Annotated in this window: 13 protein-coding genes; 5 read left to right on the forward strand and 8 right to left on the reverse strand. The window is 46.0% G+C overall.

Features of this window, described 5'->3' with window-relative positions; translation table 11 throughout:
* Nucleotides 1-22: 22 nt before the first annotated feature.
* From LZG74_RS15825 to LZG74_RS15855, 7 genes are all read right to left on the reverse strand, one after another.
* Entirely contained in the window at nucleotides 23-1,168 is a 1,146-nt protein-coding gene (locus tag LZG74_RS15825; RefSeq protein ID WP_233797514.1) for a glycoside hydrolase family 130 protein, read from the reverse strand.
* A gap of 79 nt (nucleotides 1,169-1,247) precedes the next feature.
* A complete protein-coding gene (locus tag LZG74_RS15830; protein WP_374759238.1) occupies nucleotides 1,248-1,844 on the reverse strand; it encodes a YceI family protein in 597 nt (198 codons plus the stop codon).
* 68 nt (nucleotides 1,845-1,912) lie between these two features.
* The gene (locus LZG74_RS15835) at nucleotides 1,913-2,464 is read right to left on the reverse strand and encodes an alpha/beta hydrolase (protein WP_233797516.1); all 552 of its coding nucleotides are present in this window, start codon (nucleotides 2,462-2,464) and stop codon (nucleotides 1,913-1,915) included.
* Nucleotides 2,465-2,488: 24 nt separating this feature from the next.
* The gene (locus LZG74_RS15840; protein ID WP_233797517.1) at nucleotides 2,489-3,574 is read right to left on the reverse strand and encodes a formylglycine-generating enzyme family protein; all 1,086 of its coding nucleotides are present in this window, start codon (nucleotides 3,572-3,574) and stop codon (nucleotides 2,489-2,491) included.
* Between the two features lie 8 nt (nucleotides 3,575-3,582).
* Nucleotides 3,583-5,037 carry an NAD(P)/FAD-dependent oxidoreductase gene (locus tag LZG74_RS15845; RefSeq protein WP_233797518.1) on the reverse strand — a complete coding sequence of 485 codons (1,455 nt, stop codon included), beginning with the start codon at nucleotides 5,035-5,037 and terminating at the stop codon, nucleotides 3,583-3,585.
* 10 nt (nucleotides 5,038-5,047) lie between these two features.
* A complete protein-coding gene (locus tag LZG74_RS15850; protein ID WP_409014495.1) occupies nucleotides 5,048-6,541 on the reverse strand; it encodes a sulfatase in 1,494 nt (497 codons plus the stop codon).
* Between the two features lie 277 nt (nucleotides 6,542-6,818).
* Complete coding sequence (locus tag LZG74_RS15855) at nucleotides 6,819-7,382, reverse strand: DUF4142 domain-containing protein (RefSeq protein ID WP_233797520.1); 564 nt, start codon at nucleotides 7,380-7,382, stop codon at nucleotides 6,819-6,821.
* Between the two features lie 183 nt (nucleotides 7,383-7,565).
* Between LZG74_RS15855 and LZG74_RS15860 the strand changes: the two genes are divergently transcribed.
* From LZG74_RS15860 to LZG74_RS15880, 5 genes are all read left to right on the forward strand, one after another.
* Nucleotides 7,566-8,183, forward strand: a complete 618-nt coding sequence (locus LZG74_RS15860; protein WP_233797521.1) for a biliverdin-producing heme oxygenase — start codon at nucleotides 7,566-7,568, stop codon at nucleotides 8,181-8,183.
* A 2-nt stretch (nucleotides 8,184-8,185) separates the two neighbouring features.
* Nucleotides 8,186-10,468, forward strand: coding sequence for an ATP-binding protein (locus tag LZG74_RS15865; RefSeq protein ID WP_233797522.1), 2,283 nt, complete (start codon nucleotides 8,186-8,188; stop codon nucleotides 10,466-10,468).
* Between the two features lie 116 nt (nucleotides 10,469-10,584).
* Nucleotides 10,585-11,685, forward strand: a complete 1,101-nt coding sequence (locus LZG74_RS15870) for a DNA topoisomerase IB (protein WP_233797523.1) — start codon at nucleotides 10,585-10,587, stop codon at nucleotides 11,683-11,685.
* A gap of 26 nt (nucleotides 11,686-11,711) precedes the next feature.
* On the forward strand, nucleotides 11,712-12,680 hold the full coding sequence (locus LZG74_RS15875; protein ID WP_233797524.1) for a lipid A deacylase LpxR family protein: 969 nt from the start codon (nucleotides 11,712-11,714) through the stop codon (nucleotides 12,678-12,680).
* A gap of 153 nt (nucleotides 12,681-12,833) precedes the next feature.
* Nucleotides 12,834-13,301 (forward strand): PA2169 family four-helix-bundle protein, encoded by a 468-nt coding sequence (locus LZG74_RS15880; RefSeq protein ID WP_233797525.1) that lies wholly within the window; start codon nucleotides 12,834-12,836, stop codon nucleotides 13,299-13,301.
* An 85-nt stretch (nucleotides 13,302-13,386) separates the two neighbouring features.
* Here the strand turns inward: LZG74_RS15880 and LZG74_RS15885 are convergent, their stop codons facing one another.
* Nucleotides 13,387-14,037 (reverse strand): outer membrane lipoprotein carrier protein LolA, encoded by a 651-nt coding sequence (locus LZG74_RS15885; protein ID WP_310589332.1) that lies wholly within the window; start codon nucleotides 14,035-14,037, stop codon nucleotides 13,387-13,389.
* Nucleotides 14,038-14,086 lie beyond the last annotated feature (49 nt).

Here is a 14,086-nt window from a genome sequence, read left to right on the forward strand (position 1 = left end):
TTCGTCGCGCTGCGACTTGTCTTTACGGAAGCGGGTCGCCGGGGGTTTTGGTTTTGGGGTCGTAGACAGCAACTCCTACGCGGGAGTCGGCGCAGCCGTAGTATAGGAGCCATTTGTTTTTGAAATAGACCATTCCTTCAATGAAAACGGTTCCCGCAACATACTGGCCGCTTTTTTCAAATGATTCCATTGGCCGGAAGAAAGGCACGTCCAACCTGTCGAGCACTTTGGAAGGGTCATTTTTATCAAATAAAACCTGACCTGCGCAGTAACTATTCGGCGTGAAACGCTTGTCGCCGTCTTCGCCTTTGTCGTTTTTACCATTATATAACAGGACAATCCCTTTTTCGGTAACGATGGCTGGCGGGCCGCATTCTGTTAAGTTGCTGTCAAAGAAGCCTTTGCGCGGTGAAATGAGGTTGACCAGGTTTTCGTTTTTGTCCACCAATGGCGTCCAGTTGATCAAGTCTGTGGAGGAAGCCAGGTTCACATTAGCCTCGCCGAAATAAAGCCAGTATTTGCCATTGATCTTCGCAATCACCTGCTTATCACCGACCAGCTTGGTTACGATGGAGCCTGATTTTGACCAGATTTCATTGAATTTCCCATTGAATGCTTTTGTGAATGCAGGCCCGTGTTTTTCCCATTTCAACAAATCCCGCGAAGTCGCGATGCCGAGCCGCGCTTTGTCCTGGTTCCATTGTGTGTAAATGATCACATATAAACCGTCTTCGGTAACGGCCACGCGCGGATCTTCGCAGCCGCCCGGCCATTCGTTCTTTTTCTGGTTGTCCTCGGCGGGATATAAAACGGGTTCTTTGCGTCTTTTGAATGTAATTCCATCCTCGCTTTCAGCGTAACCCAGGCGCGAGGTGCGCTTTCCGATGGCTCTTCCGGCTTTATCTTCCGCACGATACAGGACAACGATTTTGCCGTTCTTAATTATCGCGGCGGGGTTGAATGTATCATTGGATTCCCAGTCAACCTGCTTTTTGTTCATGGGGCAGAAGAATGTGGACGTGGAATCGGGGGAAATGACAGGGTTTACGCCGGCCGGGCGCTGGAAACCGCCGAAGGTCCAGTCGGGAAGCTTGTTTTCTTTTTGGGCAAAAGCGTTTCCTGAGAGCAATAGCAAGCTGATGGAAAGCCCGGTAAAAAATCTTTTCATGGATATAGGTTGGTTAAAAAAAATCCGGCTCGAATGAATCGAGCCGGATTATACAAACTTTTCTTAAAATTACCTTATCTTATTTATTCGCCACCAGGTTCACATCCAATGTAAAATCATTGTCGATCGCCTTATCTCCCAGGTTTTCGAAGAAGTTGGAAGAGCGGAATTTGATGTCGTATTTCGTACGGTCCACAGTTACTTTTGCAACAGCCGTCACTTTTTTGGCATCCGCCTTCACAGTTGCAGGAAATTTCACATCCTGAGTAATGCCTTTGATGGTCAATTTACCCGTTACATCATAAGCATCACCACCTTTTGGTGTAACAGAAGATATAACCAACTTAGCCTGAGGATGTTTCTCTACTGAGAAGAAATCATCACTTTTCAAGTGGCCGGTTAGTTTCCCGTTCATTTCTTTGTCGGTAACATCTGTAACAACCAATGATTTCACGTCGGCTACAAATGTTCCGCCTTTCAGCTTGTTACCATCAACGATCAGCGTTCCGCTTTCTACTGGCACACTGCCTGCGTGCGTTCCTGTCACCTTTTTTGCTCCCCAGGTTATTGTGCTGCTTTTTGTGTCAACGGTAAGTGTTTTGTCAGCAGCTTTTTTATCAGGGCCAGCCATTGCAGCGGCATTGAGCAGCAAACCGGCAAAAACGAAAACAAACATTTTTTTCATAGTCATTCGATTGTTAAGTGGTAAAATTGATTTGTAAGATAAGAAGATAAAATAAAAATTTATTCAGCAAGTTTAACACCGCTCAGGCTTTCCAGAATTGCCTTACCCTCTTTCCAATCTTCCAGACCTGAAACCGCATTGATATGTCCTTTTTTTCCAATATTGATAAATTCGCTGCCCCAGTTATCCGCAAATTGCTTTGATCTGCCTATGGTTGCGTATATATCATTAGTGCTCGCTACTACGACCGTTTTAAATGCAAAAGGTTTAACGGGGATCGGTGTAAATCCCACAACAAAGTTCAAACGCTTGGACATTTCAGCGTCGGCAGGTGCAACGAGCAGCGCTCCTTCGATGTGAGCCGAACTGTACTGCTGCGCCCAGTGTGCAATGGTAATGCATCCCAAACTATGGCCTACGAGGACGGTAGGGCCTGTTAGTTCACTGATTTGTTTATCCAATTGTTTCACCCAATCCTCTTTTACCGGCCAGTCCCAGTTTTCCTGCTGCACTCGGCTGAACTGTTGCGGATATTGCTGTTCCCAGATAGTTTGCCAATGCTGCGGACCCGAGCTGGCCAAACCAGGAACGGTTAGAAAATGCATACTCATGCTGCTGAATCTTGACTGAAAAACTTAAATTTTATCCTTCACACAGCGAAACCCCAGGTTGTTGCTGCCACTGGTGACCTCGCCTTTTCCACGGCTGCCGGCTTTGTAACGAATGCAATAATCATCGCTGCAAAGAAAAGAACCGCCGCGCTGCACGCGCTTCACTGCACCCGGCTCCTCGGGATCGTAACTATCCGAAGGGCCTTTGGGGTTATCCTTGGGGCTTTTCTGATAGTAATCGGGTCGGTAAAGATCTTCGCACCATTCCCACACATTGCCATCCATGTCGTACAAACCGTAAGGATTGGCGGGGAATGTCTGCACAGGCGCGGCTGCTATGAAACCATCTTCTTTGGTGTTTTTGTCCGGAAAACTTCCCTGGTAAATGTTCGCCACCCATTTGTTTCCGGGTTTCAGTTCGTCGCCCCAGTAATAGGTGTGGTTCCCTTTGCCGCCTTGTGCTGCAAACTCCCATTCTGCCTCGGTAGGAAGCCGTTTGCCGGCCCATTTGGCATAGGCGGCGGCGTCTTCGTAGGAGACGTGCGTTACGGGATAATTCTCGCGGCCTTTGATCGAGGATGATGGGCCTTCGGGATGCGCCCAGTTGGCTCCGGGCACGTAATTCCACCATTGCAGGGGGTTATCCAGGGAAACTGCTGTTTTTGTTGGTGTAAAAACGGCGGAGCCCGGAACAAGTTTATCCACCGGGACGCCTGGATAATCGGCTGGATTTAAAGGCCTTTCCGCCACCGTTTTATAATTGGTTGCCTTTACAAAAGCTGCATATTCTGCATTGGTAACCTCATGTTTGTCTATATAAAAACCATTAACAGTAACTTCGTGCAAAGGTCTGGAATCGGGAAACTCGTCGGCCCCCATCAGGAATTTACCGCCTTTTATCCACACCATTCCAGTTGTATCTCCCTTTCCCTCAGCAATGTAGCTTGCATTCCTGATCGCCGATGCCCTGGATGGGATCCCATCAGCGATGCAATGCGCGAGGCTGTCTGCTTTCCTTTCTTCCGCAGTCTGCTTTTTATCGCAGCCGGTTATGGAAAGGATTATTATTCCAATAAAAAAACCAATGTGAATGGTCTGCAAAAACTTCATATTCCGATTTATTTTACGCGCTCTGTTGTAATGTCATCGATCTTGAAAACATCTTTCAATGCTTGTATGGCTGCATGATGCCCGCACATGCCATGCACGCCACCGCCGGGCGGTGTGGATGATGAACATAAGTAAACGCCCTCAGCGGAAGTGCGATATGGAGAAACTTGCAAAGTAGGCCGTGAATATAACTGCAAAATATCCTGGACGCCTCCGTTAATGTCCCCACCAATGTAGTTGGGATTATAGGCCTCCATTTGTGCGGTGTTCATCGTATGCTTTTCTATGATCGTATCCCGAAACCCAGGTGCAAAACGCTCTACCTGATCTTCTATAATGGTTGTCATATCCTTATCCGAGCCGTTGGGAACGTGGCAATAAGCCCAGGCCGCCTGCTTACCTCCCGGAACGCGTCCCGGATCAAAAAGACTTTGCTGCGCCAGCAAGACGAACGGCTTATCAACATGCTTCCCCCGGTCCATGCTTTTCTCACCATGCGCAATTTCTTCAAATGTATTGCCCAAATGCACCGTGCCGGCTTTTCTGCAAGCGTCGGCTGTAAAAGGGATAGGCTCATGCAATGCCCAGTCTATTTTAAATACACCCATCCCATGACGATACTTTTCCAACCGTTTGCGATAGGAAGGGCTTAGTCTGTTTCCAGCAATTTTTAAAAGCTGCCTGGGCGTAATGTCCAGCAAAATTGCTTTGGCGTCTGGCAGCTCGTCCAGTGATTTTACTTCAAAACCGGTTTGAATCTGCCCGCCTATGGACAAAAAGTAACCGGCCAGCGCATCCGCGATTGACTGGCTTCCGCCCTTGGGAATTGGCCAGCCTGCCAGGTGCGCACCAGCCATCAACATAATCCCGAATGCAGATGTGGCTATGTTCTGCAAAGGTTGTATGGCGTGAGCCGCCATGCCTGCCCACAATCCTCTCGCCTCTTTTGTCTTGAAAAGTTTACGTGTCCAGGTTGCGGGCGGAAGCGCCTTAAACCCGAACATGGCCAGGTCGATCGGATGCTTTGGCCATTTCAGCGGTCCGAGCAGATCGGGAAGTAAACCCGGTAACTCGGCCACTAAGGGCTGCATGAAGTCGAGATATGCTTTTTTGTCAATCCCTAACCCTTCCGCAGTTTCCATAACCGACTGGTGCAAAACGGCTGATTTTCCGTCATCAAACGGATGTGCCGCCGCGAACTCCGGCTGGATCATTTCCACACCAAAATCTTTCAGGGGCAGTTTCTTGAAAAAAGGCGACAGGACCGCCGTAGGGTGCACCGCGGAACAAATGTCATGTACAAAACCGGGAAGTGTCAGCTCAGCCGACCGCATGCCGCCGCCAATGGTTGGCTTGGCTTCAACGAGCAAAACAGACAGCCCTGCTTCCTGTAATGTGATAGCCGCCGCCAGCCCATTCGGACCGGCCCCTACCACTATCGCATCGTATCCTTGCTTGTACACAATCTTTTAATTAAATGTTTTTGCTTCCGGCTAATATTTTCAGCGCTTCTTCGTCCTTGTATTCTTTCATGAGCGCTTTCAGCTTTTCTTTCAGATCGGCGGTGATCTTTTCAGTGCCTGGCTTTCCGTAAATATTGGAACCTTCTGTGGGATCTTTTTCCAGATCAAACAATTCCCATGAATCCGCTCCGCCGTAGAAATAGGCCATTTTGTACCGGCTTGTACGCAGCCCGAAATGCGGGAAAACATGGTGCGGCTCGGGGAATTCGTAATAATGGTAATATGCTTCTTTCCGCCAGGGCGCTTTTGCATTGGGTTCGTCTTTTAATAATGGTAAAAACGATTTCCCCTGAATGTCGGACGGGATTTTTGAACCGGCAATGTTCAGCACTGTCGGGGCCCAGTCTACATTTACGATCAGATCTTCTACTTTCTTGCCCGGCTTGATCACACCCGGATAACGAATCACAAAAGGCGTTTTAAGCGATTCCTCATAAATGAAACGCTTGTCAAACCAGCCGTGCTCACCCAGATAAAAACCCTGATCGGAAGCATAAATGACAACCGTGTTTTTTGCCAGGCCTAATTTATCCAGGTAATCCAGCAGCTTTCCAATGTTCCTGTCCAGCGAATTGGCCACTGAGAAATAGTCCCTCAGGTAACGCTGATATTTCCACTCGGTTAATGCTTTACCCGTCAGCTTTTTGTCGGTTACTTCCTTTCCGACTTTATCATAATATGCTTTGAAAACCTTTTTTTGTTCGGGCGTGAAGCGATTGTATGCATAATCATTCTCATAATCCACATCTACTTTCAGGTCCTGCTTCAACCGCATCGTCTTTTCAATGCTCATATCTTGCTGCATCGCTGCCGTCCGGCCTTTGTAATCGTCATAAAAATTAGCTGGAAGAGGGAATGTGACATTGTCGTACGCGCCCAGGTCCTGCAAGTCCGGAAGCCATTCCCGGTGTGTAGCTTTGTGCCCCACGATCAGGAAAAATGGTTTGGCATTTTCCCGTTTTTCGAGCCAGTCAACGGAAAATTTCGTGATCAGGTCCGACACATAGCCGTTATAACGCGTCGTATCATTAGGCTGTCCGATAAAATCGGGGTTATAGTAATTCCCCTGATCCGGCAGCACATTCCAATAATCAAATCCGGCGGGAAGACTGTTTAAATGCATTTTTCCGATCCAGGCCGTCTGGTAACCGCTTTGTTGGAGGGTTTTTGATAGTAAAGTCTGATTTGTATCGAACCTGGTCCGGTCATTCCTTTTGTAGCCGTTCGTATGGCTATATTTTCCGGTTAGTAATGTGGCACGACTCGGCCCGCAGATCGAATTTGTTACAATGTTGTTGGTTAGCAATGCTCCTTCTCGTGCTATGCGGTCAATGTTAGGCGTTTTGACCAGCTTATTCCCGTAGGCGCCAATGCCCTGGTAAGCGTGATCATCGGAAAAGATAAATATAATGTTGGGACGGCCCGCTGTTTGAGCATTAGCCATTTCGCCCGCGCAGAGGATGGCAAGCAGAGATAACAGGTTTAGGAAAAGGGAAAAAGTCTTACGCATTTTTCTAATACTCTATTAATTTGGTAGACAAAATAAGCTGATGCAAAAGGAATTAACAAATGTTTCTTTCCAATGCCGTAAATGAAACCTGTAAAAACGCCATCCTTGGTCACAAATTCAGTATTTCTTTTGATTATTCAATGGTTTGGAAACAAAAAAGCCGGAAACCCAATACAGGTTCCCGGCTCCTCAAACTATACTCAAACGGATATTATTTCATCTTACCCTTGATGCCTTGTGCCATTTCCAAATGGTGTTTCAATGTTGGCACTTTGCCAGCTGCCCAGGCTTTCACCTCCGCATCTTTGGCATCGCTTGCTGCTTCTTCAAACTCGCTGATATCCTCCTTGTGGTCATCCACCATGAAGGAAATGTAGTCTTTATCGAATTCAGCGCCTTTTTTCTTAGACAACTCATCTATTTTTTTCTGCTTGTCGTCGCTTACCGACATTGGCAAGGTAATGTTTTTTTGCTGGGCAAGGGCTTTCAGCTCTTCGTTGGCTTTTCCATGCTCGGTAGCCATATCCTTACCAAATTTTTTCACGTCTGCGCTAGCTGCATTGGTTTGGGCCAATTCGCCCAGCTGTACTTCCAGCATACCGCCGTCAGCAGCAGCAACTGCGAATTCTGAATCATCTTCCAGCTTAGTATCGTCAAGTTTCGCGTCATTTTGCTCTTCAGCAACCTCTTTACTATCCTCAGCCTTATTTGAGTTACATGCAGAAAATGTTGCCAATGCTGCAAACATCATCCCGCTTAATATTATCTTTTTCATAATTCGTTTCATTTTTTTGTGACAATGTATATAAATGTTAAAATACTGTGCCAACCGCAACCGGATAGGGAGATTTTATTCGTTTGCAAAAGTTTATATATTTTTGTAACCCGGAAAGACTTTTGCCTGGATGGAACAATTTTTGACTATTATTAAGCTTTATAAGAATTTCTATTTCCGTTTATGAATGAAGTGCCTAGTTTTCATTCCGATCAGGAGTCTTTTATTCAAAGTCTGAGAAAACAAACTGCGGTCAGCCACCAAAAATTAGAAGAGAATCATTTATCCAAAATGATTCTTGCTGAGAAGGTCAGCCTTACGGATTATCAAAATTATTTGTCTGCCATGTATGGGGTTACCGTGGGCTGCGAAGACTTTGTATTTACGCAGATCAAAGACGTTTTCCCCGATCTGGATGCGCGCAGACGGTCACACCTCATTATAAAGGACTTGCAGGCTACGGGTTTTTCCCAATCACAAATAGATGCATTGCCCGTTTACAGGTTCTCTTTTTCTTCTCTTGCTGAAAACGCAGGCGCTATGTATGTGCTTGAAGGCTCGACATTAGGAGGCCGAATGTTATACAAACACATCCACAAAACGCTTGGCCTGACCCCTGAAAACGGATGCTCCTACTTCTGGGGATACGGAGACCAAACCGGCACAATGTGGAAATCTTTCATCTCAACATTTACCCGATTCGCACAAGAGACGGGGCAAAGTGCGGAAATTATACAAGGAGCTGAAAACACATTTACAATCATAGACAATTGGCTTGACGAAGCAGTAATTGAAAAGTAAGAATGAACATCAAAGACATCGTGAACCGCGATCTTGTCAATTTGACAAACTGCGAAAGTGAACCCATCCATATACCAGGAAGCATTCAACCGCACGGCTTTATGCTGGGCGTCAATAGCCAAACTTATCTGATTGATTTTTGCAGCGAAAACAGTGGATCTTATATCGAGCTGGCCCCGCAGGCGATTTTGGGCAAGACATTGTCAGACATTTTCCCTGAACAGGAAGCGGAGGATTTCAAGAACTATGCTTCCAAAGCCATAGATTCGGCAAAACCATTCGTTTTTTCCTTTAACGAGGTGCCGTATAACACCACTGTTCACAAGAGCAATGAAACGCTTGTCCTTGAATTAGAGCCATTTCCGGACGGGACTATTAATTTACCAAACCTTTACAATCAAACACGGACTTTCGTGTCGATTATGGAAAAGACGAGCTATCTGCACGATCTTTGCCAGGAAATAGCCGCCGAAACACGTGCTATCACGGGATACGATCGCGTGATGATTTATAAGTTCGATTCTGAATATAACGGTGATGTGATCGCGGAAAGCAAACGGGAGGATCTCGTTTCTTTTGCAGGACAAAAATATCCGCATACCGACATTCCCGCACAGGCAAGGGAGCTTTATATCCGAAATCCATTGCGGATGATCGCCGATATCAATTACAGACCCGTCCCCATCCTGACCCTGGACGATGCAAGCGAGAAGACCAATAAATCGTTGGATCTGAGCCTATCTATCCTGAGAAGCGTTTCCCCTATACACATTGAATATCTGAAAAACATGGGCGTCGGCGCGACGTTGACCATTTCCCTATTACAAAACCAGAAACTTTGGGGGTTAGTAGCTTGCCATCATTATTCAGCTAAGACATTACCACATTATACAAGGCTTTCTGCATTGCTGCAGGGGCATTTTCTTACTTCACAAATTTCGGTGAGAGAAGTCGCCGAAGAATTTGAGGTTACACAGAATGTGGACAGATCGCTGACAGAAATGCTCGCGAACCTGCACGAGAACAACCAGTTTTTTGAAGAATATCATAGTTCGGATGCGCTGCTAAAACTCGCTAATGCATCCGGTGCTGCTATTTTTTATAATAATAAATTGTATAAAAACGGCATTACGCCCGTAGATGAGCAGCTGGTTAAACTGTTTCATTTTCTTGCCGACAACTACAAATCCCAGGGCCTGGCAACCCACAGCCTGAGCGATCAATATCCGGATGCCCATGCCATTTCGCAACAAGCGGCCGGGGTCGTATATCATGCATTGCCAGGAAACGCCGATGGCATTATCTGGATGCGGCAGGAGAAAGTTGAAACCATCAACTGGGCTGGAAACCCGGATAAGGCGGTGCTGCCTAACGAGGAAGGATTGCGCCTTTCGCCCCGGAAATCTTTTGAACGCTGGATGGAAGTGGTGAAAAATCAGAGTGCGCCATGGCGTAAATCGGAGCTCCATGCGGCGTCGGGATTTGCCTATGCATTACAAAAGCACATTAATTACCGCGTAATCCAAACCCAGGAGGATGCGAACCGTGCGCTGAACGAAGAACTGAAAACGGCTAACCAGGAACTGGCTAACCTCAACTGGATCAGCACGCACGATTTAAAGGAACCACTCAGAAAGATCCAGATATTTGCCTCGAAGGTGCTTGACCGGGAAGATCCGGATCTGTCTGCACAAGTGAAAGATTCGGTTGAGCGCATGCGTATCGCGGCCGAGAAAATGCAGAATCTGATCGAAGATATCCTCGCCTACTCCAAGGCTGGTAATTCGGAGAAGGTTTTTGAAGAAATTGACTTGAATGCTGTCCTCAACAACGTGCTGCGGGAACTGCGCGAAAACATTGAGGAGCGTAATGCATCGATCGAGACACAAGAATTGCCCACATTAAAGGTGATCCCGTTTCAAATCCACCAGCTCTTCCTGAACCTGATCAGTAATGCGATCAAATTTACGGAAAGCGGCAAAAACCCGGAGATCAGCGTTAAACTGAGTGTTGTTAAAGGCAGCGATATTAACGACATCATTTCGCCGCAAAAAGACTTTTACAGCATTGCATTTGAAGATAACGGAATCGGCTTTGAAAAGGAATATGAGCACCGGATCTTCGATGTTTTCCAAAGGCTTCATCCCGCACATAAATATCCGGGAACGGGCATTGGTCTGGCCATTTGCAAGAAGATTGCCGAAAACCACAAAGGATTTATTACCGCGCATTCAGAGCTGGGCAAAGGTTCGGTGTTTACACTTTTCCTGCCTGTAACCCGCTAAGTTTTGAGTGAAGTATTTCAAATGAGTATAATGTTCCTCATTGTAAACTGAAAATCGGCTCCGTTCAGACTGGTATTACTTTAATATAATCGGACACACAGTCTAAAGTACACTATATGTCGGTAGCCGTAGCAGTTGGGACGTTGACGGAAGCTCCCGTCATCACTGCAAAACAAATTAAAAAATTAAGAAAAGATCCTGCCCTTACAGCCGCTGCGGCAGGGTTAAATTATATTCAGTCTGGCAATGCGCCCGGTTTTCTGCGAAAAGGGAAATCCCCGCGTTTTTATTATGTGGATAAAAACGGTAACAGGGCAAAGGACAAAGAACAGATCAAAAGGATCAAATCGCTGGTGTTGCCACCGGCATGGCGTGAAGTGTGGATCAGTGAAGACCCGGAAGCGCATCTTCAGGCGACGGGCATTGATGAAGCTGGCCGCAAGCAATACCGCTATCACCCACACTGGAACCTGATCCGGAATCAAACCAAATACTATCGCCTGCTGACATTCTCGGAAGCACTTCCCTTGCTCAGGGAACAGGTGGAACACGATCTTCGCAAGCATAATTTTGACCTGAACAAGTCCATCGCCCTGGTCATCAAGCTTATGGACAAAACCTGTATGCGGGTGGGTAACCAGCGTTATAAGTTGAAGCACGGTTCTTCGGGCATCACAACACTTGACGCGCGATGCGCAACGGTGAAAGGCAGCACAATCCGGTTTATGTTTACAGGAAAAAAAGGTGTTAAGCAAGACATTACACTGAGGGACACGCAACTGGCAAGACTGGTAAAACAATACAAGGAAATGCCCGGAAAACGGCTTTTTCAATACACCCAGGAAAATGGCGGTCGCTGCTGGCTTAATGCAGGCCAGGTGAATGACTACATTCGAAAATACACGGGTTCTAATTTCTCCGCAAAAGATTTCAGGACCTGGATGGGCACCGTCACTGCATTCGAGTATCTGAGCCATCAGGAAAAATCCGAAACCCAGCGGCAGCTTACCAGGACATTAAACACTTGCCTGGACGTGGTGGCGGCACATTTGGGAAATACCCGGACGGTATGTAAAAAATATTACGTCCATCCGGCGGTTTTCCGGGCTTATGAAAACGGAAAAATCCAAAGGTTCCTTAACAAGCAGGTGGAGGAAATGAAGCTCTTCACCCCAAGTGAGCAACACGTAAAGTCTTTGCTGGCGCATCAGGTCTAAATGCACAGCGATAGCGTATATGAGGCATGATGCGATATTTCAAAATATTTATTCTTGCCTCTTTTTTTATTCCAAAACCCGGCTCAGCCCAGCGCATTGATCAAACGGCCTCGTTCCGGAATGTAGCAGGCGATAAATACGTCCGGCTGCATTATGACAATGATTTCTTTGCCAAAAGCGATTATTATTACACGCAGGGTTACAGCTTTGAAGTTGTCACACCAGGTTTAAGCAAGAATCCACTCAACAAACTTTTACTTCAAAAAGGCCGGTCCACACATTATGGGCTGGCTTTTGAACATTATGGCTTTACGCCAACAAGCATTTCGAGCGATGCAATTTTATACAATGACCGTCCGTTTGCAGGAGCCATAATGCTCAAATCTTTCCGCATCTCAGTAGACACCGCCAGTAAAACGCGTCTGGTGGCTATTATTAGTACGGGGATGATCGGGCCAGCAGCCTTTGCAGGAAAAATGCAGCAGAAAATACATTCATGGACAGGTGACCGCGATCCCAAAGGCTGGCAATATCAGATCAAAAACGATGTGGTGCTTAATTACGAGATTCAGTTTCAAAAGCAGGTGTTTAATCTAAAAAATGCCGTCGCTTTGAATACGGAAACGCAAGTGCAGATCGGGACATTGAATAACAAAGCGCAGGCCGGATTCACTTTGCGGCTCGGAAAATTCGACTCACCATTCAAAGACGCGCCCGTGCAATTGGCCCGGAACTTGCAATTTTACATTTACAATCAGCCATTGATCGGCTTCAATGCATATGACGCAACATTGCAGGGCGGCCTGTTCTCTTCGCACAACCCCTATACATTAAAAGGTTCGCAAATGAACCGCGTGACTTTTCAGGATAATTTTGGCTTAGTAATCCAATGCTGGCGGATTTACCTTGAATACTATCAATCGTTCCTGACCAAGGAATTTCAAACAGGAATGGACCATCGCTGGGGAGGGATCAAGGTGGGCTTTTTACTCTGACTCGTGCAAAAAGGGCTACATATACGTTTTTTGATTCCCTGTCATATACAGGTTAAGCGCATTTATAGTATACAACGGATACATGGCACAGCATTTTTAAGGTTCGTTTCAAATACGGAAAGATACTTATCACAAACTTAAAATAGCTTAGTTATGGAAACCAATGAAAATCTTGTTGAAGTACTGAACGACCTGATAAAAATTAACAACGACCGTATCGACGGTTACGAAAAAGCAGTTGACGAAGTTGAGGACATCGACCTTGACCTGAGAGGGATATTTCAAAAGATGGCGAACGAAAGCCGTCAGAATATAGATGAACTGAGTGCCGAGATCAGATCGCTGGGCGGAGAAGTGGCAACAGGCACTACAAACTCAGGAAAAATATACAGAGTATGGATGGACATCAAAGCAACATTCACAGGCCATGATCGGACTTCGGTTCTTGAAAGCTGCGAGTATGGCGAAGATGCTGCCCAGGAAGCATATGATGACGCATTAGCAACAGACACGGATCTGCCCGTAAATATCAGACAGATCATTGCCAACCAGAAAGCGGAGTTGCTGGAGTCACACAACCTGATCAAAAAATACAGAGATTTGCATCAGGCTGTTAACTGATAATCAGTGCACAATTTGCTTATAAATGAAAAAGGCGGCGGAATCAAATGATTCCGCCGCCTTGCTTTTTGTAGTATTGACAAACTTATCTTAAATCGACAACTTCGACTCCGGGATATTGTTTTGCATTAAATGCGAAATAACTGTCGGCAACTGTCACATCCGGCTTGAAATCATTCAACGTATAAGTGACTTCCTGACCGTTTTTCTGAAAAATCGTCCAGCTGCTGATAGACTTATCTGCCTTATTAACTGCAATCTGCACCTTATTCACCTGGCTTTCTTTTTTGGTAGGGGTTAATTCTACCACTTCCAGCGTTTTGGCACCTGCTTTTTGTTCTTTCAAGAAAGCATATTTAAATCCCTTTTTATATGCCGTGTAAATTTTAGTCGGATCCAGGTCGCCCGTGGCTGTCGGATCAAAATCCTGAAGATTCACTTCATTGGTTTCTTTAATGTAAGTGGCCATCAGCTTTCCATCATTGAAAATCTCCTGACCAGCCATCTTCAACCTGAACTTTGTCCCTTTCACCGTCGCTTCCCCTTTCAGCGGCTTGCCGCCTTCTGGTGTGTAAGTGAACATTGCTTTGAAGGACTTGATCTTCTGATATTTGCTGCTCATTGCTTCCAGAATGGCCGACGATTTTTTGTCTCCCTGTGCATTTGCCGATGTTGCTGACAAGCCCGAGATAACCATTGCTGCAAAGAAATAAGCGCTTATTCTGAAACTTTTCATATTAAAAGGTTTGGTTCTTAGTATGTTAAATAAAATGGTGTAAAACAGT

Origin of the sequence: Dyadobacter sp. CY327 (assembly GCF_021390415.1) — a bacterium.
GTDB lineage: Bacteria > Bacteroidota > Bacteroidia > Cytophagales > Spirosomataceae > Dyadobacter > Dyadobacter chenhuakuii.

Coding starts and splice junctions, on each gene's coding strand:
- LZG74_RS15850 (WP_409014495.1), bottom strand. CDS start 6,541: ATGGCTAATGCTCAAACAGCGGGCCGTCCCAACATTATATTTATCTTT.
- LZG74_RS15840 (WP_233797517.1), bottom strand. CDS start 3,574: ATGAAGTTTTTGCAGACCATTCACATTGGTTTTTTTATTGGAATAATA.
- LZG74_RS15880 (WP_233797525.1), top strand. CDS start 12,834: ATGGAAACCAATGAAAATCTTGTTGAAGTACTGAACGACCTGATAAAA.
- LZG74_RS15875 (WP_233797524.1), top strand. CDS start 11,712: ATGATGCGATATTTCAAAATATTTATTCTTGCCTCTTTTTTTATTCCA.
- LZG74_RS15835 (WP_233797516.1), bottom strand. CDS start 2,464: ATGAGTATGCATTTTCTAACCGTTCCTGGTTTGGCCAGCTCGGGTCCG.
- LZG74_RS15855 (WP_233797520.1), bottom strand. CDS start 7,382: ATGAAAAAGATAATATTAAGCGGGATGATGTTTGCAGCATTGGCAACA.
- LZG74_RS15830 (WP_374759238.1), bottom strand. CDS start 1,844: ATGTTTGTTTTCGTTTTTGCCGGTTTGCTGCTCAATGCCGCTGCAATG.
- LZG74_RS15865 (WP_233797522.1), top strand. CDS start 8,186: ATGAACATCAAAGACATCGTGAACCGCGATCTTGTCAATTTGACAAAC.
- LZG74_RS15885 (WP_310589332.1), bottom strand. CDS start 14,037: ATGAAAAGTTTCAGAATAAGCGCTTATTTCTTTGCAGCAATGGTTATC.
- LZG74_RS15870 (WP_233797523.1), top strand. CDS start 10,585: ATGTCGGTAGCCGTAGCAGTTGGGACGTTGACGGAAGCTCCCGTCATC.
- LZG74_RS15860 (WP_233797521.1), top strand. CDS start 7,566: ATGAATGAAGTGCCTAGTTTTCATTCCGATCAGGAGTCTTTTATTCAA.
- LZG74_RS15825 (WP_233797514.1), bottom strand. CDS start 1,168: ATGAAAAGATTTTTTACCGGGCTTTCCATCAGCTTGCTATTGCTCTCA.